Source organism: Nocardia noduli (assembly GCF_019038455.1).
Taxonomy (GTDB): domain Bacteria; phylum Actinomycetota; class Actinomycetes; order Mycobacteriales; family Mycobacteriaceae; genus Nocardia; species Nocardia noduli.
In genome coordinates this window covers 1-21,105 of record NZ_JAFMPL010000069.1, presented here as the reverse complement: position 1 = coordinate 21,105, position 21,105 = coordinate 1, and the positions used below count along the sequence as shown (strand labels likewise).

The window sequence follows — 21,105 nt, the reverse complement described above, 5'->3', positions numbered from 1 at the left end:
CCCGTCAAAACCATCACGCGTGCCAGCGCAAGTCAGGCCGGCAACGCACGTCTGCTCCGTCGACGCGGCGGCGGGACGACATCGAGATGCCGACCACGGCGACATCGAACCCGCCTCGATCGCATAGTTCTACTATCTCGTGATGGGATTCAGGTTGGTCCTCGCGGTCATACTCAACTTCGAGCGCGCGATGGGGCACTGCGACAATCTCGTGCGAGTCCATCAACGTGCCGGCGGTGAGGGCAAGGGGCGACGCCGGGAGGAGATTTCGGTCAACCGCGCCGTCATCGTGATCGCCATCGCGAGCTGGCAAGCCGTGGTCCAAGACATGACCAGGTTTCTGCTGGACGACCATACGCCCAACCCTACTGATCCCAACCACGGTGTTGCACAACTACTTCGAGGTTTCGTGCTACGTGAACTCGACAAATTCTCGACACCCAATGCCGAAAACACCCGCCAACTTTTGCAGGCAGTCGGATTCGACCCGCGTCCGTATTGGACATGGCCCAACGGCGCGGCCGGCAGCCGCGCAGTCACTTACAAACCCCATGAGGTCGAGGGGCAGCTACGGGACTGGCTCAAGGTACGACATGCGATCGCCCACGGTGACGAGAAGATGCCCGAGGTCAGCGTCCTGCAAGCGGTGCGAGACGGTTCAGCCAGCAAGACAGCCGGTCCCACGGTGCGACTGGCCGACGCGAAGGCGTGCATCAAGTTCATCCGCACGCTGACCAAGGTCACCATCGATGGCCTCGATGCCGAAATGACGCCCCCGAAAGCCAGCACGGCGACCGTGTCGATACTGCCTCCCACCTCGACCCAGCGGGACCTTGACCTCGGGCGCCATGCTGGAGGCGTGCTCACGGGAGCGACCCGACCAACTCGGTGGTCGTGTCCGAAGACCCTATCGGCGCCATGGCCGGAAAGGGTGGTCAGTTGGTGGGGCTGCGGCGTTCGAGGAAGACGACGTCGTGCCAGCTGCCGTCGAGGTGGAGGAGTCGTTCGCGCACGCCGACAGTGCGATATCCGGCCGAGTGGTGCAGCGCGAGTCCGGCACGGTCGGTCGGCAAGACTCCGGCTGTCACGGTGGTGATCCCGGCATCGTCCGCGGCGATGACCAGTGCCCGGATCAGTGACTTGCCCACCCCGCGTTCGCGCATCTGCTCGGCGACGAACACGCTGCTCTCGGCCAACCCGTCGACCGACGGGCCGAACCCGGCTTTGCTCAGCGCGGCGAATCCGACGATACGGCCGTCGATCTCGGCGACCCACCGATGCCCGGCCAGCCATCCCTCGACCGATGTCGGCCCGCCGAGTCCGACCACGACCTGTAGGTCGTCGTCGGTCATCGGCCGGACGGTGACGTCGGCGGGTAGGTCGGTGGGGCAGCAGGGCCGCTGACCCAGGGCACCCATGACGGCATCGGCGGCGTGCGGCAGGCCGGTGCAGCAGGCGGGGTTGACCGCGACGACGCTGGAGGTGCCGTGCTTGGCGACGGTCACGAACCCGACCTCGACGAGTTTGCGCACATGATGCGAGACCGTGGGTTGCCCGACCCCCAGCATCTCGGCGAGCTCCCCGACAGCGACCCCGCCGGGGCGAGAGGCGACCTGATGCAGCAGTCGCACCCGGGTCGGGTCGGCCAGGCACGCGAACCACGCCGCGTAGGTGGTCGCTTCCTCCACCGGCAACACCGCCAGCCGAGATTTGGCGGAGTCGTGCACGGTGGGCATGTCCAGTGAGGTCATATCGCCAGTCTATGGACCTTTCCGCAAAATATCGACAGTCATCGATGGTTGATTTCATCGACGAACGTCGATACAGTCGCAGGCATCAATCGATGACCGTCGATGAATGGAGTGGACATGAGCAACGCAGATCTCCCCGTAGTCGTGATCGGCGCCGGGCCCGTGGGCCTGGCCGCCGCCGCCGAACTACACGAACGCGGCCGACATGTGCTGGTGTTCGAACGCGGTCTCGTCGCGGGGACCGCGGTGGCCCAGTGGAATCACGTGCGTCTGTTCTCCCGGTGGGGCGAACTGATCGCCCCACCGGCGCGGCGACTGCTCGAGCCCCTCGGCTGGAACGTACCGACCCCCGATACCTACCCGACCGGTAAGGACTGGCAACAGCAGTACCTCGCCCCACTTGCCGCCGCGCTCGGGGCACACGTGCTGCGCACGGGTGTGGAGGTGACCGGGGTGTCGCGGCGTGGCCGCGACCGCGTCGTGGACGCCGGGCGCGAGGACGCGGCTTTCACCGTGTACCTGCGCCATGCCGACGGCCGCGAGGAGCGGGTGTTCGCGAGCGCGGTGATCGACGCTTCGGGCACATGGGGGGTGCCCAACCCGCTCGGCGGGGACGGACTCAGCGCGCTCGGTGAAACATCGGCGGCGGCAGCGGGAGTGGTCGGCTACCGAGTGCCCGACCTCGACGACCCGATCGTGTCCGCCCGTCATTCCGGTCGCCACACCGTGATCGCGGGTAGCGGACATTCGGCGTTGACCGCGATTGTGGCGTTGGCAGCCCTGGCCGAGCAAGCGCCGGGCACTCGACTGACATGGGTGCTGCGCCGTGGCGAGATCGGCGCGACCTTCGGCGGCGGTGACACCGACCAACTCCCGGCACGCGGTGCGCTAGGTGAACGGGCACGCCACGCGGTGCAGGCGGGTCGCCTGGAGGTGGTGACCGGATTCCGCACCGCCACAGTCGAACCCACCGCCGGAGGGCGTGTGGCGTTGGTCGCCGATTCCGGTGCCCGCGTCGAGGACGTGGACGCGGTGGTGGCGTTGACCGGGTTCGCCCCAGACCTGTCATGGCTGGACCAGGTTCGCCTGGAGCTGGACTCCACGCTGCAAGCTCCTGTGCGGCTGGCACCGATGATCGACCCCAACGTGCATTCGTGCGGCACTGTCTACCCCCACGGTGTCACCGAACTGTCCCATCCCGAACCCGGCTTCTACTCCGCCGGGATGAAGAGCTACGGCCGCGCTCCGACCTTCCTGGCAATGACCGGCTACGAACAGGTTCGCTCCATCGCTGCCGAGCTGGCCGGTGACCACGAATCCGCCCGCCGCGTCGAACTCGTCCTGCCCGACACCGGGGTGTGCGGGGGCGCCGGAGTCTTCGACGATCCCGCCGCGGACACCGCATCCGCACCTGACGGCGGCGGCTGCTGCGGGGCACCGGCCGCAGTCGAAACCCCCGGACAGGTCGTGCCGGAACTGATCACGTTGACCGCGCCCGGGCCACGTCTGTCGTGACCGCCACCAACACCACACCGCCGACCGTGCCCGGGCTGGACGCGGCCGGTCGTCGGCGGGTGCTGATCGTGTTCAGTGCCACGCAGATCACCAGCTGGGGCATCCTCTACTACGCCTTTCCGGTGCTGTCGAACTCCATCACCATCAGCACAGGCTGGTCCCCACCGGCGATCACCGCCGCGTTCTCCCTCGGCCAGCTCGCCGCCGCGCTCACCGGCATCCCCCTCGGACGCGTCCTGGACCGCACCGGGCCCCGCACGGTGATGACCACCGGATCGATTCTGGCCGTCCCGGCTGTCGTCACGGTCGCGCTGGCCCCGACCCTGACCGTGTTCTACCTCGGCCGGATCCTGGCCGGGGCCGCGATGGGCGCGGTCCTCTACCCGCCAGCGTTCGCCGCACTGACCCGCTGGCACGGCGAACAACGCGTACGGGCGCTGATGATCCTCACCCTCGTCGGCGGGCTGGCCAGCACCGTCTTCGCGCCCCTGACCGCTGCGGTCGACGCGCGCACCGACTGGCGCACCACCGACCTGCTTCTCGCCACCGTCCTGGCAGCAGTCACAATCCTCGCGCACCGGTTCGGGCTGCGCGGGCACTGGCCCGACCCACCGGAACCGGCCGCGGCCAGCTGATCGGTCAACTCATCGATCCGGCGACGCAGCCGCGTCACCTCTTCGGCCAGCCCGGCCTCCCGCCGCGCCAACTCCTCACGCCAGGACACCATCGCTGCCTCCATCGGTCCCCGCACCGACGATAAACCGCCAGCAACCACCCCAACAGTGCCCCGGACGTTTTCGCAGCTCAGGTCACCAACGCCGCTATTCGATCAGTTTGTTCACAGGCACTTACAGACGATTTATGCACCGCGAACGGAACCGTATCGCGGTGCAGACACCTTCTTCGCGTGCGGATTTCCTCGGCCTTTCACCCTGCGACGTCGCCGAACAGCGTGTTCGAGTACTTCCCGGCTCCGAATCTCGGAGTGGGCACGCGTGCCGCAGCGTAGTTCACCGTCCATCAGCCTGAGCCAGCCCTCCGTGATCAACCATCGCTGTTGCGCTTGAGCGTCGGTGACGTTGAAGAACAACGGAACACCGTATGGGTCCGTCGCCGACGCCGCCATGTCCTCCCAGGTCGGACTTCGAAAGTCATTGCGCCGACGAAACTTATCGATGGATCGAGCCACAGCAAGTCCCACAGTATGCGCCGACCTCCCTGAGACGTGGTCGCCATAGAACCGAACATAGAACTGACGCCCCGGACACATCGAGCGGGTAACGCGATTGGAGGCCAACCAAGCCGAGCCGTGCAACATCGCGAAAACCGGGTTTCGCACGAACCCCCAGAACGGTGGCGGATCGCCGACCGTGGCTGCCCACCAGTCTAGGACCGGCTTGGCTTCCCATGCCTCTCGCCAGGTCGGCCCAACCCCGTGATCGATCCAGTGCAACGCGACCGCCGAAGACATCACCTCCCCCAGCGCACCCCGATCGGCACGCACGGTCCCCACATACCGCTCAGCCTGGAGCCGAAGCGCTTGACGGCGCTCTCGCCGCACTCCCAGTGAAGGCGCCCGTGCCACTGCTGTCGCGACGGCGGCGGGCGTGGGCACTTGCTCAGCGAGCAGTAAATCCAGAATAGCTGTCTTACAAATACCTTCGGCGGCCAAGTCCAACGGCTCACGACCCCCGAATCCGTGACGACGAGGCGACACCGCGCGCGACAACCTCAGCGCAGCATCGCTATTGCCCGCTAGAGACGTCGTCGCCAACCATGATTCCGCTGCGGGATCAACATCGTTCTCAACACCTTTCACCACCACCGTCGTCAACGCCGCGCCTCCGAATCTCCACGTCCAGTGCGAGTAGCAATGCCGCTACCCAGCTGCGCGACACAGCGTGTCACCGCCGACGTCAAACACGTCAGATTTGATGCCGCGTGTCGTAAAACAAGGATCTACCTGTATGTAGTATCGCGTGCGATTCAGACCGTGGGCACGCTTGACCAGGACCTGCGGCGACACTTGTGCCTGTTTGAGCCTGTGCGGAATACCCTGTGGGATCTGAATCGGTCGCACCGGAGAGATTCTCGTTCGACGCTCCACCACCAGTGGGAGCCACGTACCGACTCGATTGATTCGGCTACCACCGAGATCTTCGCGCACAGTTCGTCTCCGGTGACCACCGTGGTGGCCGCGACAGCGATCGGTGGCGGACATCGGAAGGCTCGGGTCCGGGATAGGCGCTGGTCAGCTGGACCCTGACTTCTTGTCACGTGGTCAACGAAGCAATTGGTGGAATCGCCGGGCGTCGCCGACGTTCTCGCGGATGTCGGGTTTTGGGGTGTCCAGCCGAGTGCGCGTTGTGCGCGTTCGGAGGAGGTAGAGGTTGGCGGGTTCGCCGGGGCGCACTCGTTACCTCGAAGGGCAGGGCTGCAACCTCTCGGATAGCTTGTACTACTTGGAGGTTCGAGAATCCGAAGCCGTTGCCGAGGTTGTAGATCTTGTGTTCGCCTGGGTGGACGGCGGCGAGGGCGAGCAGGTGCGCGCGAGCGAGGTCGGTGACGTGGATGTAGTCACACACGCAGGTGCCGTCGGTGGTCGGGCAGCCTTCGCCGAAGAGGGAAAGTTTGTCAATGCGGCCGAGTGCGGCGTCCAGGGCCAGTGGGATCAAATGGGTTTCGGGTATGTGGTGTTCGCCGATCATGGTGCCGTCGCCGCAGTCGTGTGCTCCGGCGACGTTGAAGTAGCGCAGTGAGATCGCCCCGAACTCGAACGCTCGGGTGTAGGTGGTGATCGCGCGGTCGACGGCGAGTTTGGTGTCGCCGTAGGTGTTGACCGGATTGGTCGGCGAGGTCTCGACCAGCGGCAGTTCGGCAGGTTCGCCGTAGACGGCCGCGGTGGAGGAGAACACACCAGTCTCCCGATCCCGGCTGCTTGCACCGCGTCCAACAGGGCGAGGAAGCGCGGGCAACGGTCTGTCAATGCGAGGTTCCTGACGGCGGAGCACCGATAGTACTGGCGGGCGATGTCGTGCCCTGGCACTACGGGCGGAAGGTCTGCACCGGACACCTGGCATAGCCGCCTGTCTGCGGTTGGTACGCGGTGCCATGGTCGTGCGCGTATCGACCTATGCCTTCCGACGCCGCAGAGTTGCTCGCACTATCGTTGCGGGTGTCGTTACCGAATTACTCGGATTTCGCCGCACAGGAAGACCTCGAGGACTACTCGACAGCCGGCACCTCGTCCGGTTCAGGACGAAAGCGCGCCGGTCCACAGATGCTGAAAGCCCCGCTCGGGCAGCGTAATCGAAATCACCTAACATCGCTGGTGTGGCCGGTCAGCAATGCGAAAGGTGCCGCATATCGGTGGCGTGGCGCGCAACCGGACGTCGATCGTTCAACGATCAGCGCGAAGAGTCATTTGATTTGCTCGCCCCTCAACCCACGACCTCTACCGGGACTGGTTGGGCCGATCGTTCTCATGTGTTCGCAATTAGGTACTCGTCGAGTTCACGTACCACCGTTGCGTTGGGTGCGGCGGTTTTGAGGACGTGGCGATTTGCTTGGACCTCGGTGGCGAGGCGGGGTGATCCGTACGCGGTGGCGACGGTCGCGGTGGCGCGGGTGATGCGCGCGGATTCCTCGATCTCCCCGGCCTGGGCGAGCGCTGCGGCGAGCCCGATATCGCCGAAACCGCGTGACAGGGCGTAGGCAGGGTCGATGAGGTCGACACACTGCCGTGCGGCGGTGACCGCTGGCTGTCGGTCGCCGAGTTTGACCAGGCATTCGGAGCGGAAGCCGTGGTGAATCGCGGGATCGAATACGTAGGTCGCCACGGTGGCCTCGGCGTCGTTGATGAGGTCGTCGGCTTCGTCGAGCGCGTTGCGGCATTGGCGTGCGTCGCCGCGATCGGCGTGGGCTTCGGCGGCCATGTCCAGGGCGTAGGCGGTGAGGAGCCGGTCGTGGGATTGAGTCGCCCACCAGCGTGCGGCCGCGGCGTGGTCGACGCCGAGTCCGGGGCGGCCGTCGCGGGTGGCGGCGAGGGAGGCGTTGCACAGGACGAGCGCGGTGAGTGCTGGGTCGGCGGCGGCGTCGGCGGCTGTGCGGGCAACTTCGTAGTGGGTGGCTGCGCCACGCATATCGCCGGAGTCGTATGCCTGCCAACCGATGACCCGCGCCAGTGAGGCCCGTACGGCGTGCAGGCGCGGTTTGAGTTTGGCGGGACAGTCCGGAAGCAAACTCTCGACCAGTTCGGCTTGCCCGCGTCGGATCGCGGCGACAGCGCGGGGGCCGAAGGATTCGTACTGTTGGGCGGTGACCTCGCAGACAGCTTCGAGTTGTTCGATGGCGGCTTGGTCGACCTTGCCGCCGAGGGCATATCCGAGGCGGCTTCGTGATGCGTCATCGAGTCCGGCCAGCACGGCGGCGGCGGGCAGTGTTCCGGTCGCGCCGAGGAAGGCCAGCAGTTCACGTCGGTTCATATCGATCCACGCCTTCAGGTCGAGGGGTAGCTGGTGCAGGTCGACCGCTGCCGAGAAGGCGGGGCCGACCGCGAACTGGTGAGCGGTATGGGTGTCGAAGGCGGTCACCAGTGCTCCACCGGCTCGGACCGCTGCGTCGGCGGCGATCCAGAACCGGCGTTCGGGCACTGCCCTTCCGGCTTCGACGTGCGCGATATAGGTGCGATCGACTCGGCATTGCTTGGCGACGACGGCCTGGGTCAGTCCCGCGTCGCGGCGGGCCCGGGCCAGCAGTGCGCCCACGGTCGGATGTTCTGTCTCGAGCATGTCCCCACCCAGCTCTCAACCTTGCCCTGTTGTTTCCGTCCACGATAGGCCCGAAGGTCGCGAAGGGTGAGGCTTTGTGACAGCCGTATGTGATCACTGTGCTCACTCACGCATTCACCGATGACATGGGTAGTACACGGTCCCATCCCCAGCGAGAGAACTTGTGACACTTCCCCGGTCGGCCCGATAGGTCGGCTACGTCGAAGTTCAGGACGCATGAGGGATGAACGGCTGTGTCGATGGCAGATCTATATCGATGAAGGAGCATGATCGTGGCCCAACAGCTGTATCCGCCCGTACCCGCCCGGTATCGCTATCAACTCAGCGGCAACGGTTTTCGTCGCTGCGGAGCTCATGAAGGAAAGGACTACCGATGATCCCGATGACTCTTACCGAGGTCGCCGTCGCCACGAGCGGGCGCCTCGATGGTGTCGATGACCCACAGCGCACGGTGAGCGCGCCGACGGCGTTCGATTCGCGCAATGTGGTCGAGGGCGGGTTGTTCGCGTGTTTGGTCGGTGCGCACGCTGACGGGCACGACTTCGCCTCCGCCGCGATCTCCTCGGGCGCGGTCGCGGTGCTGGCGACCCGGCCGACCGGTGTGGCGTCGGTGATCGTCGACGATGTCGTAACCGCGATGAGTGACCTGGCACGGGAGGTCGCGGCCCGCTACACCGGCACGGTGCTCGCGATCACCGGGTCCGCGGGCAAGACCAGCACCAAGGATCTGCTGACCCAGATCCTGGCCCGCCACGGCAGCGTGGTCGCCACCGAGCGGTCGTTCAACAACGAGATCGGCTTCCCCCACACCGTGCTGCGCGTACACCCCGACACCGACTTTCTGGTGGTGGAGATGGGCGCGCGCGGCGCGGGCCACATCCGCCACCTCGCCGGGATCGCGCGACCGCGCATCGCGGCGGTGCTGGGTGTCGGGTCGGCGCATCTGGGCGAATTCGGAAGCCGCGAAGCGATCGCGGTAGCCAAACGCGAACTGGTCGAAGCCCTCGACGCCGACGGTGTCGCGGTGCTCAACGGCGATGACCCGCTGGTACGGGCGATGGCCGAGCATACGACCGCACGAGTGGTCTGGTTCGGCATCGGCGCCGAAGCCGACGTACGCGCCGAAGACGTCACTCTCGATGCACAGGCCCGCGCCGGGTTCGTCCTGCGGTCCGGGACCGAGTCCGCGCCGGTCCGGTTGCGAGTCGTCGGCAAGCACCACCTGACCAACGCACTCGCCGCTGCCGCGCTCGCGTTGAGTGCCGGGGTGCCGTTCTCCACAGTCGCCCAGGCCCTCGGCGAAGTCGGGTTGGTCTCGGGCAGCCGGATGGAGGTGACCGAGCGCGGTGACGGCGTGACCATCATCAACGACGCGTTCAACGCCAGCCCCGAAAGTGTCGAGGCCGCACTGGATTCACTCGCGGCGATCTGTGGCGACGGGCGACGATCGATCGCGGTCTTGGGCGAGATGCGTGAACTCGGCCGTATCGCGGCGGCCGTGCACCAGCAGGTCGGTCGTCACGCGGCGAAGCTGGGTATCGGTGAATTGATCACCGTCGGTGTCGACAACGCCGGGTTGATGGCTTCCGCCGCGCGCGAGGCCGGCGCGGCGCGGGTCATCCAACTCGACCACCGCGACGAGGTACTCGACGTGCTCGCCCCGGCGTTGCGCGGTGATGAGGTGGTGTTGTTCAAGGGTGCGAATTCGGCGGCGTTGTTCGAGACCGCCGCAGCCTTGGCGGCGATGCCGATACCGCAGGTGCGGCCGTCATGACCGACGTCGAAATTGTGGAGTTGGCGCGGCGGGCATGTGTGTCCGCTGCCGTACCCGCGCGGCGGATCAGCCCGATCCGGTTGCGCGACAACGCGATGCTACGCACCGACGACCACACAGTGATCCGCGTACTCCAGCGTGGGCAGCTCGATATCGCTGTTCGCGAGTTACGCGCCGCGGATTGGCTTCGGTCCCATCGTGTTCGCGCTCCCGAGCCGCTGGTGCCCGATCCGGTGGTGGTGGCGGGGCGGCCGGTGACGTTCTGGGAAGACCTCGGCGGCGGCGGACCGGTCGACGCCGTCGAGACCGCAGCGCTGCTGCGCGGACTGCATCGGCTCCGGGTGCCCTCGCACCTCGGTTTGCCACGCTTCGGTCTGCCCGACTTCAGCGCACCGATCGCCCGCGCCCTGGTCGACGACGAAGCCAAAGCATGGCTGACAACCCACGCGACTCAACTGGCCCGCCGGTGGGACGAAATCGACTGGCCCACACCGTGGTGCGTGATCCACGGCGACCCCAGCCCACACAACACCGTGGCCACCACCCACGGCGGGCACATGGTCGACCTCGAGCGCTGCTGCATCGGACCACCGGAATGGGACCAAGCCACGATCGCGTTCCAATCCGACACCCTCGCCGACCCATCAGCGCGCTGGTATGCCTTCCGTGACGCCTACGGCGCAGACGTCACCCGATGGGACGGCTACCCCGTGCTCCGCGATATCCGATCACTCGAGCTGTGCCTGTTCGCGCTCCGACACGCTGCTGTCAGCGCGCACGCCCGACACCAAGCCGACTACCGCCTCGCGTGCCTACGCGGTCAGCATGGCAACCGGCCGTGGCGGTGGGTGGCACCGTAGGGCTGGTGACACCCGTTGCGGTTGGCTCCTCTGCCCAAGCGTCTAGCCTGACTACTCTGCTTCCGACCAAACTATCTACGCAGCCACGAAATACCACACTGCCGTGCCGAAACTCGGCCAACCCGCACCGATAAACCCTTTCGTCTTCAAACCGCAGCTCGGGCGGTGTAGAGCGTCCGAGCGGACTCCCCTCGTGCACCGCCAGGCAGGCGGGCTCTCCGACAGCCTCTAGGCATTTGCGCGTCGCTTCTATCGCAGCTGCGACCGGGCCGCACGCGAGAATGGTCGACGTTCCACACACCAACCGCAAGGTCTTGCGCCGAGACTGAATGCGGCGGCCGCGGAAGAGGACCTCGGCGTGGCGGCCATGGTGTGACAGCTTTCGCGAAACAGTAAGCGTCAGAATGATTCATCGGTCGATGACAATGGTCGTATCAGGTACAGCGGTGGCCGCATATTGCCGGGTCGCTCCCGCCCGAGCATGTCGCGCAGCATCTCTCCAGCCTGTACGCCACCAGCACCGGTCAGCTCGATGACACGCCGGATAGTCAAGGCATCGACACCGCGGAGTCCAGCACTCTGCGCATATCGGTCAATGTCGTCGATCGTGTCGATCGACGGAGTCCGCTGTTCTCGGCGCACAGAGAGCCGATCGCGTTCGGTGTCGATATCGCTGTAGCCACGGCGAGCGCGGATACGCTTCTCCACTTGCTCCAACGAGACCGTGTCGGACAGGTCAGCTGATAGCGAGCGCGCTGCTACACCGTAGGCATCGACTTCGTATACCGACGTCGCGTCATCGGTGATGTCGATGAGCGCATCACGCTGGGACTCCACCACACCTCGCCAGCCCTCGGCCGCGACGCACACGAGTCCGTTGGCCTCAGACGGGTGCCAATTCCATACCTCGGCCACCATCGACGCATCACCGGCGTCGATTTGTGCCACAGCGGTCGAACTGTGACGGCGGAGGAGTTCACGAAGCTCTGTCGGCGTCAACTCTCCATCGAGCCCGACCCCGGCGATAAGCAAATGCACCGACAGTCCTGACAGCACCGCGGCTGCCAGTGTGAGCGAATCAGCCAACGGACTGCGGAGACCAGCCTCGTGTCCTTCGGCCAGGATGTCGCCGCCGACATCTACAACGATCAGCGTGTCCGCGCCGAAGCCTGAACTCGCTGCGCGGAATTGGTCCGCGAGTCCGATCGCGCCACCGGCTGGATCCATGAGCAGTAGTGGTTGTGCCAAATATGGTGCGAGCGATGGCAGTGTCGACCGGCCGGGACCGCGAAGCCGAACCGACTCGGTGACCTCGGCGACCATCTCATGACGGCGGGTCAGGCCGTCGAAGTCGCCGACGCCACGCGGTCCAGGTGTCGGGTCGATGATCAGCCGATCCCATGAGTAGCTCATGATGGCCGCGACGTCGAATCGGTGTCGCAACTTCGGCGCGAGCACCGACGTAGTGACGACGTCGCCACCTCCCCCGGCGGCGATGGCGATAGCTTTACTGGTCATGGGCTGCCTGATCGTACACTGGCCAGCGACATAGGACACCCGGAGGAACGTTGCCCGAGATCGAAGAGATACTGCCGAAGTATCTGCAAATCGCCGGCTATCTCCGGGATCAGATTGTGCGTGGCGACCTTGTTCCGGGCACCGAGGTTCCCTCGGTGCGCGAACTGGCCGCGCAATGGAATGTTGCCCGGCCGACGGCCAGCAAGGCTCTCGATGCACTACGGCAGCAAGGCCTTGTCGAGTCGCGCCGCGGAAGTGGCACATTCGTGCGTACGTCGCAGGCCGCGCCCCGAGCGCGGGAGCGATACGAACGCGCGGCGGCACAGGGCACGATGTATTCCGACTCGGAGTCGGTCCGGTTCCCGTTCGTCGGAATCGTTCGTGCACCCGCGCATGTGGCGGCCGGTCTGGGACTCACCCTTGGTTCCGACGTGATCCAGCGCCAGCGGGTGATCGAAAGCGGCGTCAACGGTCCGGTCGAGCTGTCGACCTCATGGTTCGCGTCATCGATGGCGGAAGTGGCTCCCCGCCTGTTGATCCCGGAGCGGCTACGAGGCGGAACGGTCCGCTATCTCTCGCAGGCGCTCGGTATCCGGTCGGCCTACGCCAGAGATCAGGTGTGCGCCCGTGCGGCAACAGAGGATGAGCGTCACATGCTGTCGATGCCCGAACATGCTGCGGCGCTTGTCTACTGGCTAACAGTCTACGACACGAACGACAGACCGATCCAGTTCGACGAAGCCGTCTACCCGCCGGAGCTTTGGGCGTTCAGGCAAGAGTATCCAGTAATTCTTTGAATTGAATACCCGTCAGGCGTAATTCTGACACGATTCCCCAACTGTCCTATGACACTTTGATATGTTCTGTCATAGTTCACTTGTGGCCGCGAGGCTCGCCCCGCCAGAGCTTGCAGGAAAGACACGTAGACGGATCTCAAGGACCGCCCATGAAGCCATCGAAAGCACTACCGAGTCGAATCCCGATCGCCCCGCCGTGCCGCCCGGCCTCCGCCGAACGAGTCGAACTGACTCGCCGCGTCGCACTCGCGCTGCCGACCTGGGCAGCCGCAGATACTTCCCGGCGTCGGGACGCCGTAGGGCTCGACGCCTGGAAAAACCAACGAACCGAAGGGGGCACATGATGGCACTCAGCGAGCCACAAGCAATCGTGCTCAGCGCGCTGTTCACCCTGGGTGCTCGACAGGCGCTCACGGCACACGATATTTGCGACAGAACCGGCCTCGACGCCGTTCCGGCGGGCGCGGCTATCGAACGTCTGATCTATACCGGACTCGCCCGCGGAACGAGCAACGAGCCCGCCGCGTACTCCATAACCCTCAACGGGCGAGCTGTCATCCGGTCGCCGACATACAGGAAATACCAGATACCCCCAGTGGCGAGCGAGGCATACAGATGACGGCGACCGAGGAGTTGCTCGCCAAGCTCGATTGCAGCAACACCGACTGGCCAGGGTCGAACATCCGCGCAGCACACCACGCCATGCAGGTGCACCTCGAGTGCGTCGTCGGCGAGTGCGCGGCCAAGACAACCGCGCACTCCACGTTGGTCGACAGCGGCAAACTCAAGCCGGACTCGGGGCGTACACGGTGAGCGCGGACTTCGACGATCACGCCCCCGCGGGGTTCGTCCATCACGAGGACGGATCATGGTCGATCGTCAACGAGTGCGGATGGCAGGAATCGATCGACCCGGCCGTTCTCCATCTTCTGGCACCGCCCGGGCTCGCTGAGATCGGCGGTCGAGTTGTGGACATCGGGGCAATCACTGTGCGAGACATCGAGATCGAAACCTCGGCAGACAATTTCCCGCGTGCTTGAAATAGGCGGCGAGACGTAAGGCGAACCCCACGACTCGAGCAGCTTCTCGTGCACGCCGAACACACGCATCCGCCGCCGGGAGAGATGGCATCGATATCGAGCATGTCCTAGTTGCGCTCATCACCGACGGCGACCGTTCCCGACGCGACCCTTCCCAAATGTGATGGGCTCGTTCACGCATCCCAGGCGGCGCTATCGCTCGCCCGATTGATCCAGGGCGAGGACGTAGAAGCGCGCCGTGTCGGGCACGCCGCGTTGACGGTGACTGAGCAGACCGCTTCCGACCGCGTCGCCAAGAAACTCACCGCCGTTTACAACTGCACCGGCGACTTCGTCAAAATCCCCGCGGTCGCCGAACTCAGGGAACGGATGCGGCCACTGGTCGCAGCCATGGCATAGAGGAGCAGACAGCATGGTGCGTATCGGTGTCACCGGACACATGAACATCACCGAGGCCACTGCGGTTCAGGTGTATGCGGCGGTGCGCGAATTGGTGACCTCCTACGGAGCCGACGAGCTGACAGGGGTGTCATGCCTCGCCCGCGGAGCCGACAGCGTGTTCGCGCGGGCAGTGCTCGACGTGGGAGGCCAACTCGAGGTGGTGTTGCCATCGCGGAACTACCGGGCCGTGAAGGTGAAGCCCGGCCACGCTGCGGAGTTCGACGATCTCATCGCCCGAGCGGCGAAGGTACGCGTGATGGACTTCGACGATGCCGGTCGCCAAGCCTACGAAGCCGCCAACGAAGCGGTCCTGGAAAGCATCGCTGAACTGGTGGCGGTGTGGGACGGTGAAACCGGCCAAGGAGGCGGCACGGGTTCGGTTGTGGAGCTGGCCCGCACCTGCGGAGTGCCTGTGACCATTATCTGGCCGACGGGCGCGCTGCGGGAGTAGCGCGTCCGGGGACTTGTCACACGCGATCACCACGAAATATTGAGATTGCCCGAGGGCTCGGCGGCCGTGGCTCGGTGTCCACAGTGACGCATCCGCTCAAAGGCGGTGCAGACTACGGCACCACATCTTCGCAGCGTCGGTGATCACTCGTCGGCAAGTCGCTCGGCGATCCAAGTCGACGCAATCTCACTGGGAGTCCGGTTTTCGCGGCGACCGAGACTCTTGAACTTCTCGTCCGCTTCCATCGGTAGCCGCAGGAATATCTTCCTGACGACGACAACGCCCTCGTCAGGCGGCGCGAAGTCGACGGGCTCGGCATCGGGGTCGAATCGCAGGTTCTCTGTGAATCGGAACGGCCAGTCAGGACCGTAGGCTGCGAACAGTTCGGCACGGAGTTGCTCGCCACGATCTGATTCCCCGTCAACCCAGGGGTCCATTGGTTGTTTCCTCCATCGGATCGACGTTTCTGTTTCAGGGTAGAACGAGGTCCCGTAGTCACGGTGAAGGTCGTCGCGACGGGCTGGGCAGGTCCGGCGTATCGGCAGTCCGTTGCCGTGGCGGCGGATGTGATCCGCGCGCAGGTTTTCGAGCGTTGCTTCGAGCGAAGCAGCCGGTCACGTTTTGGATGCCGCGTTCGTGGCTTGCGTCTCACGGCCTCTGATGGTCGCGGACACATGCACACCGTCGGAATCTCCTTGCTCCCAGCGGAGGTCACCGTTGTCGCGTTCGTTCTCGAAATCGGCGATCGCTTCGATCAGGGTCGATCCGGCGTCGGCGGCCAATGCTTCGACGCTGGTAGTGATTTCGACTCCGTCACAGCTGCGCAGCCGGATGGGTGTATAGGCCAGCAGTTCCAGGCACAACTCGGCAGACATCGGGTTCGGGTTCGGTTCCGACTCGGTTCCAGCCATCTCGGCAGCAATTTCGAAAGCGCGCAAAGGAAACTGCCAGACCGGCACCGCAGCGGGTTTCACGCCGAGTGCCGCTGTCCACTCCTTCAGATTGCGCAGGATAAGTCGACGCAGGTCCGGGTCGCTGGGTTCGGCCTGATTCTCCATGGTGGTCTCCTGAGTCTCGAACCTGCGACAGCGATGGCCACAGGATCTCGCCGACCGGAGACGCGAGCCCCATTCGCTCAGGTCCCCGGATGAACTGACAGCTGTCTTGATGGACGCCGCACTGCCGTTGCTTCCAGTCAGCATGGCGGCACTGTTGGGGCTAGATCTGTCGTACCTGCACATCGGCAACGAAGAGGAACGGCTGCGCCTCTGGCAGAACACTCACACCTGCCGTCGACAATTTCGCGCGTGTCGGTCGTTCGAGCGTTGAAGATGGTGACGGGACGCGACTATAGCGGCCCGAACGGATGACGCCACAGCCTCGCATCTCCCATATCCAGGACAGCGCATTCCGGTTCGCGTGTCACTATCTTTCACATGGTTTTTGTATCGCATGCGATACGATATGCTCCGATATGTGGTCCGCTCTCCGCCGCCAGCGGGGCCTCCACCGAGGCATGCCGTGCGATGATTCGGCCATGCCCGTACCAGAAGCCTCGCTGTCTCCGCAGCAAAGGAAGGTGCGCAAGATGAGGCGGGATGCGGTCGGCGCGGCGATTCGACGAGCCCGCGAAGCGGCCGAACTGAGCCAAGACGAACTGGCCGCCGCATCGGGCGTGTCCAGACCAGTCATCGCCCGTATCGAACTGGGCAACAGCAGCATACAAATCGATCGACTGTGGGACCTAGCCTCAGCGCTGAAAACAACACCCTCGGCCCTACTCGCCAACGCCGAACAGCACCTCGAATCCACCAGCCGAGCGCCCAAGCGCAACAATCACGCCTGAGCCAACCATCGAGTGGTGGACCGGCCCCGATGCGAGACAACGCCGATCACGTCCGGATCAACATCCAGCATGATCAGATGACCGTGCTCCAAGCCAGCTCTCTCTCAAATCCTGACTGGCAGCATTGGCCACGGTCATCACAGGACTGATGGGTTGAGGAGCAGCTGACTCTTAATCAACGGGTTCGGAGGCGAGCATGCCCACGTCGAGACTGTTAAACGGCAGGTTTCTGGTTTGGCCGACGGCGACTCGACGTTCAGTTCAGTTCGGCGGCTTGCGCCACCGTTTGATGGTGGTGGCGCCGACTCCGAGGCGTTGGGCGGCCGCGCGGCTGGACAGGTGGGCGGTGGCCTCCACTGCTTCGGTGATCGAGTCGAATCCGGCCGCGCGTAACTGTGTGAGCAGGGCTTCCCGGCGGGCCTGCTGCGCGGCGGGGAGTGTGCGCCGCGCTCCGTCACGGCGGGCCGCGCGGACTGCGGCGAGGTGGTCGGTGCGCGCGGGCTTCGGCGGATCGGCGTGCGAGTTCGGCGAGAGGCGGTGTCGCGTCCCTCATCGCTGTCAGCCGATCCGGATTCTCGGCGACCTCGGCGAGCTGGGCCGCAGCGAGGACCTCGCGGGTCTCGGCGCCCATGAGCACGGTCGTGGCGGGCAGGTGGTGCTCGGCCCGATATTGCGTGGCGCTGATCTGATGGGCGCGAAACAGGTGCGGCCCCAGCGATCGGAACCGACGACCGCAGATCAGGCAGGTGACCGGATGTCGGGAACGATCCCGTAGTTCTCGCTGGCAGCTCCGGGTGCCGTAGCTCTGGTGTCCCGGGCGTTCGCGGTCTGCAGCACTCCATCTTCGTCATCCCGGCATGCCTTCGGACGGGATCCGTTGTCGGCTTGTGGGTTTCCGGCCGAAGACGCGGCCGGATTTCGCCGCGGATGGGCTGCGCGGGTAGCGTCGCCCGCGCAGAGCTCGGTCGGAGGGGATGGAGGCATGGTGGTGTCGCTGGGGCGGTGGTGGCGCTGTGTCACCTGCTGGCGCGTGGCGACCTTGGTCTTGGTCGCATTACCACGGGTGGTATATGCGCACTTCCCGGAGCTGCCCGACAGTGACGCCGGGGCGGACCACAGCGAGGCCACGGTAGTCGTCTCAGAGACCGTCGTCGGGGTGGGCTACCTGCCGGCGCGGCCGCTGCTTGAGCAATTGCTCGTATTCGTCGCAGAGTCCGGCCTTGTGGTGCTGCTGCCCGCAGTCGTCTTCGCGCTGCCGCGCAGGCATGTCCGGCGCGGAACACGCTGGGCCGCAGGAATTCTGGCCGTTCTCGGCACGGTAGACGGATATCTCGGGATGAAGGCGCTCGAGCACAACGACACGGCGGGATGGGATTTGCTGCTCCCGTCGCCGTTCTACCTGCTGGCAGCGGGCGCGCTCGTGCTGAGCCAACGGCAGCACCGGCCCGAGGCGAGTGAGCCCGCGACGAGCTAGCGTGGCAACGACACAACCGGCAGCTGGGTGTTGCCACGTTTTGTGACAGCAGCTCGGCGCCTCACGAACATCCGGTATTCCCGCTGACAGCGCTGACCGGACCGGCCAACGAGAAGCCGGAGGCGGGGAAACTACAGCAGTGCGGATTCCGGCGGACCCAGTAGGTCCCATCGATTGCCCGAGATGTCGGTGAAGACGGCGACCTGACCGTACGTTTCGGTGCGAGGCTCGGTCTCGAACTTCATACCAGCTTCGACCATCCGTCGGTAGGCCGCGGCGAAGTCGGTGACTCGCAGGAAAAAGCCGACCCGACCAGCGGCTTGGTCGCCGATAGCGAGGCGTTGCTTTTCCCCGTCTGCTTGTGCGAGCAGGATTCCCGTCGCCGAGTTAGGTGGGCGAACGACAACCCACCGCTTGGGACGTCCATCGTTGGTCAGCGACGGTGAGTCTTCGATGAGGTCGAAACCGAGTGCCTCAACGAAGAATTCGATGGCCGAGTCGTACTCCTCAACGATAATCGCAATGAGCTCTAGATGCACCGAGGAAGCCTACGGCCTGGCCGCCCCGACTATCCGCACATGCCGCTGTGCGCGCACTACCGCGCGCACAGATCGGTTGGCCGACAGCGAGGTATCCCGGCATCCACCTGACGAGAAATATCTAAGTCCGGAGGACATTTTGGTGTCGAAAACCGGACATAGCGCAGGTCAGATCAGAATTATCAGCGCGATCCACACGGTCAGGCCCAGCGGGATCCACCACCAGCGGAACCGCCATGGGTTGGCTTCCTCCGGGGCGGCCAGGCCGTCGCGTTCCCACTGCCGCCGGAGCATGCGAGTGCGGTAGTCGATGTCGCTGGCGGTCCTGTTCCAGGCCGAGGCCGACGCCATAGCTTTGTACGGGCAGGTCGGCGTGGGGTGGCGTCCGACCAGGCAGGTGCAGGCGAATTCGTATCTCGGAATCACCAAAGTTCCCCCTCCCCTATCGATCCTGCCGCGCCGATTCGGTCGTCCTCGCGGTCAGGTGAGCGTAGCGGCCCAGCACGCGGCGGCTCCCGAGATCGCTCCCGCGTCGCCCCCACCGGATAGCGGACCCATCGGTCTATTATTCGAACACATGTGCGATTCATGGGTGCCGGAGTACTTCGTCGGCGGCCGCCGGGTCGAGCCCGGCAGGCTGTACCGGGTGCGCGACGGCGGGTGGGTCGAGCCGTCCCCACGGGCGTGTCCGAACGGGCACCTGCTCGGTCCGGGCCGGGGGCTGGCGGGCACGGTCGCGTGTCCGAAGGTCGGCGGGTTCATCGGAGGCACACGTGTCGGAACCGGGTGGCTGGTGTACTGCGTTCTGGCAGGGTTGATCTCGTGTACGAGAAGGGGGGTCGAGTGTCGGCGGAAGATGTCGTCCGATCGCGTTCTCGGTACCCGCTGCTGGCGGTGCCGGGTTTCGGGTGGTTCTGGTTCGCCGATGGTGTGTCGATCTTCGGGACCTATATCACCGCTCAAGCCCTGCGACTGCTCGCGCTGCTGACTCTGGGCGCGTCGAGTTTCGAGTTGGGTGTACTGCGCGCGGCTCAATGGTTGCCGTACCTATTGTTCGGTCTGGTCGCGGGGGTGTTGATCGACCGGTACCGACGCAAACCGGTCGTGGTCGCCGCGGATTTCATCCGGGCCGCGGTGCTGGCGCTGATCCCGCTCGCGGCGGCGGTGCAGGTGTTGACGATGCCGCTGCTGGTCGGCCTGGTGCTGGTTTTCGGTGCGGTGTCGCTGGCCTACGACGTCGCCCACCAGTCGTTACTGCCGAACCTGGTTCCCCCGCCGCTGCTCACCCGGGCCAACGCCCGCCTCGAACAATCAGCAGCGGTCGCCCAGGTCGGCGGTCAAGTCGGTGCGGGGCTGTTGATCAAGCTGCTCGGCGCACCCGCAGCTATTCTGATCGACGCGGTGTCCTACCTGATCTCCGGTGTCGTGATCACACGCCTGCGGGTCGCCGAACGAGCGATACCGGCGCAACCACCGCCCCGAGACATGGGTAGCGAACTACGAGAAGGACTGCGGTGGGTCTATCGACACCGGATGCTCGCCCCGCTGAGTTGGGCGACACACGCGTGGTTCCTGTGCACGTCGATGGTGGCGACGATCTACGTGGTGTTCGTCGTCTCGGACCTGGGATTCGATGCCGCGATATACGGGCTGACCCTGGCCGTCGGCGGAGTCGGCGCAGTCGTGGGTTCCTCGATCGCAGTCGGACTGGGAACCCGGCTGGGGATCGGGAAAGCGATCATCCTGGGCCGCTGGCTCGCGGTTGTCGGGTACGCGTCGATCCCGCTGGCACACAGCGGGGCAGGCGGTGCCCTCGTGTTGTGTGCCGGACAATTCGTGTTCTGGCTGTCGGTCGGAATCGACTCTCCACTGGAAATGGCATACGGCCAGTCGGTGACACCGGACCGGCTGATGGGCCGGATGCGCGCCACCATCAGGTCGATGAACCGTGCCGCGTTGGTCATCGGCGCACCACTGGGCGGTGCACTCGCTCTCTGGTGCGGCCAACGCCCAACACTCTGGATCGTCGTCGCCGGAATCGCCGCAGCAGCTCTGGGCTTGACCGGATCGCAGTTCCGCCACGCCCGACTCGAAGAATCATCGAGCAACCGATAACGCAACTTCGGAATATGTGACCACTACCGGCAGCGCAGTGCGGTCGTCGACGCCCCGCCCGAGGTGCGGAGCGCGGCCTCGGTCGGGTGGTCCCGGCCCAGGTATGGGAAGCGGATTCGGCTGCGGCCAATGAGGTCTAAACCTACCGACACCGCCGATCTGCCACCGCCCCACATCCCCCCATCCACACATCC

23 protein-coding genes and 1 pseudogene are annotated in these 21,105 nt (G+C 65.3%); 13 read left to right on the top strand and 11 right to left on the bottom strand.

The window, feature by feature from the left end; all coding sequences use genetic code 11:
• Positions 1–13: 13 nt before the first annotated feature.
• Complete coding sequence (locus JZ792_RS28155; RefSeq protein WP_216915075.1) at positions 14–355, bottom strand: hypothetical protein; 342 nt, start codon at positions 353–355, stop codon at positions 14–16.
• A 580-nt stretch (positions 356–935) separates the two neighbouring features.
• Complete coding sequence (locus tag JZ792_RS28150) at positions 936–1,751, bottom strand: helix-turn-helix domain-containing GNAT family N-acetyltransferase (RefSeq protein WP_216915073.1); 816 nt, start codon at positions 1,749–1,751, stop codon at positions 936–938.
• 117 nt (positions 1,752–1,868) lie between these two features.
• Here JZ792_RS28150 and JZ792_RS28145 point away from each other — a divergent pair, with 117 nt between their 5' ends.
• Positions 1,869–3,266 carry an FAD-dependent oxidoreductase gene (locus JZ792_RS28145; protein WP_216915071.1) on the top strand — a complete coding sequence of 466 codons (1,398 nt, stop codon included), beginning with the start codon at positions 1,869–1,871 and terminating at the stop codon, positions 3,264–3,266.
• Complete coding sequence (locus JZ792_RS28140) at positions 3,263–3,901, top strand: MFS transporter (protein ID WP_216915068.1); 639 nt, start codon at positions 3,263–3,265, stop codon at positions 3,899–3,901. The genes JZ792_RS28145 and JZ792_RS28140 overlap by 4 nt, the downstream gene beginning before the upstream one ends.
• Before the next feature lie 1,638 nt (positions 3,902–5,539).
• Here JZ792_RS28140 and JZ792_RS28135 read toward each other — a convergent pair.
• Positions 5,540–6,181: an NAD-dependent epimerase/dehydratase family protein gene (locus JZ792_RS28135; protein ID WP_308165493.1), complete on the bottom strand. Its 642-nt coding sequence runs from the start codon at positions 6,179–6,181 to the stop codon at positions 5,540–5,542.
• A 567-nt stretch (positions 6,182–6,748) separates the two neighbouring features.
• Positions 6,749–8,056, bottom strand: a complete 1,308-nt coding sequence (locus tag JZ792_RS28130; protein WP_216915066.1) for a helix-turn-helix domain-containing protein — start codon at positions 8,054–8,056, stop codon at positions 6,749–6,751.
• A gap of 382 nt (positions 8,057–8,438) precedes the next feature.
• On the opposite strand from JZ792_RS28130, the gene JZ792_RS28125 reads away from it, so the two are divergent.
• Together JZ792_RS28125 and JZ792_RS28120 are read left to right on the top strand one after the other, a co-directional pair.
• On the top strand, positions 8,439–9,830 hold the full coding sequence (locus tag JZ792_RS28125) for a UDP-N-acetylmuramoyl-tripeptide--D-alanyl-D-alanine ligase (protein WP_308165492.1): 1,392 nt from the start codon (positions 8,439–8,441) through the stop codon (positions 9,828–9,830).
• Positions 9,827–10,690: a phosphotransferase gene (locus tag JZ792_RS28120; protein ID WP_216915062.1), complete on the top strand. Its 864-nt coding sequence runs from the start codon at positions 9,827–9,829 to the stop codon at positions 10,688–10,690. Before JZ792_RS28125 ends, JZ792_RS28120 begins: the two co-directional genes overlap by 4 nt.
• A gap of 399 nt (positions 10,691–11,089) precedes the next feature.
• On the opposite strand, the gene JZ792_RS28115 is transcribed toward JZ792_RS28120, so the two are convergent.
• Complete coding sequence (locus tag JZ792_RS28115) at positions 11,090–12,247, bottom strand: DUF1152 domain-containing protein (protein ID WP_216915060.1); 1,158 nt, start codon at positions 12,245–12,247, stop codon at positions 11,090–11,092.
• A gap of 11 nt (positions 12,248–12,258) precedes the next feature.
• On the opposite strand from JZ792_RS28115, the gene JZ792_RS28110 reads away from it, so the two are divergent.
• The 6 genes from JZ792_RS28110 (at position 12,259) to JZ792_RS28085 (ending at position 14,937) form a co-directional block, all read left to right on the top strand.
• Positions 12,259–13,005, top strand: coding sequence for a GntR family transcriptional regulator (locus tag JZ792_RS28110; RefSeq protein WP_216915058.1), 747 nt, complete (start codon positions 12,259–12,261; stop codon positions 13,003–13,005).
• Positions 13,006–13,348: 343 nt separating this feature from the next.
• Positions 13,349–13,624: a hypothetical protein gene (locus JZ792_RS28105; protein ID WP_216915056.1), complete on the top strand. Its 276-nt coding sequence runs from the start codon at positions 13,349–13,351 to the stop codon at positions 13,622–13,624.
• Entirely contained in the window at positions 13,621–13,818 is a 198-nt protein-coding gene (locus JZ792_RS28100; RefSeq protein ID WP_216915115.1) for a hypothetical protein, read from the top strand. Before JZ792_RS28105 ends, JZ792_RS28100 begins: the two co-directional genes overlap by 4 nt.
• On the top strand, positions 13,815–14,045 hold the full coding sequence (locus JZ792_RS28095; RefSeq protein WP_216915054.1) for a hypothetical protein: 231 nt from the start codon (positions 13,815–13,817) through the stop codon (positions 14,043–14,045). The genes JZ792_RS28100 and JZ792_RS28095 overlap by 4 nt, the downstream gene beginning before the upstream one ends.
• 207 nt (positions 14,046–14,252) lie before the next feature.
• Positions 14,253–14,444 carry a hypothetical protein gene (locus JZ792_RS28090; protein WP_216915052.1) on the top strand — a complete coding sequence of 64 codons (192 nt, stop codon included), beginning with the start codon at positions 14,253–14,255 and terminating at the stop codon, positions 14,442–14,444.
• A 13-nt stretch (positions 14,445–14,457) separates the two neighbouring features.
• Entirely contained in the window at positions 14,458–14,937 is a 480-nt protein-coding gene (locus JZ792_RS28085) for a hypothetical protein (protein ID WP_216915050.1), read from the top strand.
• Between the two features lie 143 nt (positions 14,938–15,080).
• On the opposite strand, the gene JZ792_RS28080 is transcribed toward JZ792_RS28085, so the two are convergent.
• The gene (locus tag JZ792_RS28080) at positions 15,081–15,374 is read right to left on the bottom strand and encodes a hypothetical protein (RefSeq protein WP_216915048.1); all 294 of its coding nucleotides are present in this window, start codon (positions 15,372–15,374) and stop codon (positions 15,081–15,083) included.
• A gap of 177 nt (positions 15,375–15,551) precedes the next feature.
• Positions 15,552–15,995, bottom strand: coding sequence for a hypothetical protein (locus JZ792_RS28075; protein WP_216915046.1), 444 nt, complete (start codon positions 15,993–15,995; stop codon positions 15,552–15,554).
• Positions 15,996–16,474: 479 nt separating this feature from the next.
• On the opposite strand from JZ792_RS28075, the gene JZ792_RS28070 reads away from it, so the two are divergent.
• A complete protein-coding gene (locus JZ792_RS28070) occupies positions 16,475–16,783 on the top strand; it encodes a helix-turn-helix domain-containing protein (RefSeq protein ID WP_216915044.1) in 309 nt (102 codons plus the stop codon).
• Between the two features lie 454 nt (positions 16,784–17,237).
• Here the strand turns inward: JZ792_RS28070 and JZ792_RS42240 are convergent, their stop codons facing one another.
• Together JZ792_RS42240 and JZ792_RS43260 are read right to left on the bottom strand one after the other, a co-directional pair.
• The gene (locus JZ792_RS42240; RefSeq protein ID WP_254190469.1) at positions 17,238–17,414 is read right to left on the bottom strand and encodes a hypothetical protein; all 177 of its coding nucleotides are present in this window, start codon (positions 17,412–17,414) and stop codon (positions 17,238–17,240) included.
• Positions 17,415–17,417: 3 nt separating this feature from the next.
• Positions 17,418–17,531: pseudogene (locus tag JZ792_RS43260) on the bottom strand (MucR family transcriptional regulator); the annotation flags it as partial.
• A 408-nt stretch (positions 17,532–17,939) separates the two neighbouring features.
• Between JZ792_RS43260 and JZ792_RS28060 the strand changes: the two are divergent.
• Positions 17,940–18,257: a hypothetical protein gene (locus JZ792_RS28060; protein ID WP_216915042.1), complete on the top strand. Its 318-nt coding sequence runs from the start codon at positions 17,940–17,942 to the stop codon at positions 18,255–18,257.
• Positions 18,258–18,388: 131 nt separating this feature from the next.
• Here the strand turns inward: JZ792_RS28060 and JZ792_RS28055 are convergent, their stop codons facing one another.
• Entirely contained in the window at positions 18,389–18,796 is a 408-nt protein-coding gene (locus JZ792_RS28055; RefSeq protein WP_216915040.1) for a VOC family protein, read from the bottom strand.
• A gap of 168 nt (positions 18,797–18,964) precedes the next feature.
• Positions 18,965–19,225 (bottom strand): hypothetical protein, encoded by a 261-nt coding sequence (locus JZ792_RS28050; RefSeq protein WP_216915038.1) that lies wholly within the window; start codon positions 19,223–19,225, stop codon positions 18,965–18,967.
• 414 nt (positions 19,226–19,639) lie between these two features.
• Here JZ792_RS28050 and JZ792_RS28045 point away from each other — a divergent pair, with 414 nt between their 5' ends.
• Positions 19,640–20,911: an MFS transporter gene (locus tag JZ792_RS28045; protein WP_216915036.1), complete on the top strand. Its 1,272-nt coding sequence runs from the start codon at positions 19,640–19,642 to the stop codon at positions 20,909–20,911.
• Positions 20,912–21,105: the final 194 nt, after the last annotated feature.

Bases quoted from the DNA above. Each gene is read 5' to 3' on its own strand.
- JZ792_RS28155 (WP_216915075.1), bottom strand. From the start codon at position 355: ATGGTCGTCCAGCAGAAACCTGGTCATGTCTTGGACCACGGCTTGCCA.
- JZ792_RS28150 (WP_216915073.1), bottom strand. From the start codon at position 1,751: ATGACCTCACTGGACATGCCCACCGTGCACGACTCCGCCAAATCTCGG.
- JZ792_RS28145 (WP_216915071.1), top strand. From the start codon at position 1,869: ATGAGCAACGCAGATCTCCCCGTAGTCGTGATCGGCGCCGGGCCCGTG.
- JZ792_RS28130 (WP_216915066.1), bottom strand. From the start codon at position 8,056: ATGCTCGAGACAGAACATCCGACCGTGGGCGCACTGCTGGCCCGGGCC.
- JZ792_RS28125 (WP_308165492.1), top strand. From the start codon at position 8,439: ATGACTCTTACCGAGGTCGCCGTCGCCACGAGCGGGCGCCTCGATGGT.
- JZ792_RS28120 (WP_216915062.1), top strand. From the start codon at position 9,827: ATGACCGACGTCGAAATTGTGGAGTTGGCGCGGCGGGCATGTGTGTCC.
- JZ792_RS28105 (WP_216915056.1), top strand. From the start codon at position 13,349: ATGGCACTCAGCGAGCCACAAGCAATCGTGCTCAGCGCGCTGTTCACC.
- JZ792_RS28100 (WP_216915115.1), top strand. From the start codon at position 13,621: ATGACGGCGACCGAGGAGTTGCTCGCCAAGCTCGATTGCAGCAACACC.
- JZ792_RS28085 (WP_216915050.1), top strand. From the start codon at position 14,458: ATGGTGCGTATCGGTGTCACCGGACACATGAACATCACCGAGGCCACT.
- JZ792_RS28080 (WP_216915048.1), bottom strand. From the start codon at position 15,374: ATGGACCCCTGGGTTGACGGGGAATCAGATCGTGGCGAGCAACTCCGT.
- JZ792_RS28075 (WP_216915046.1), bottom strand. From the start codon at position 15,995: ATGGAGAATCAGGCCGAACCCAGCGACCCGGACCTGCGTCGACTTATC.
- JZ792_RS28070 (WP_216915044.1), top strand. From the start codon at position 16,475: ATGCCCGTACCAGAAGCCTCGCTGTCTCCGCAGCAAAGGAAGGTGCGC.
- JZ792_RS42240 (WP_254190469.1), bottom strand. From the start codon at position 17,414: ATGGGCGCCGAGACCCGCGAGGTCCTCGCTGCGGCCCAGCTCGCCGAG.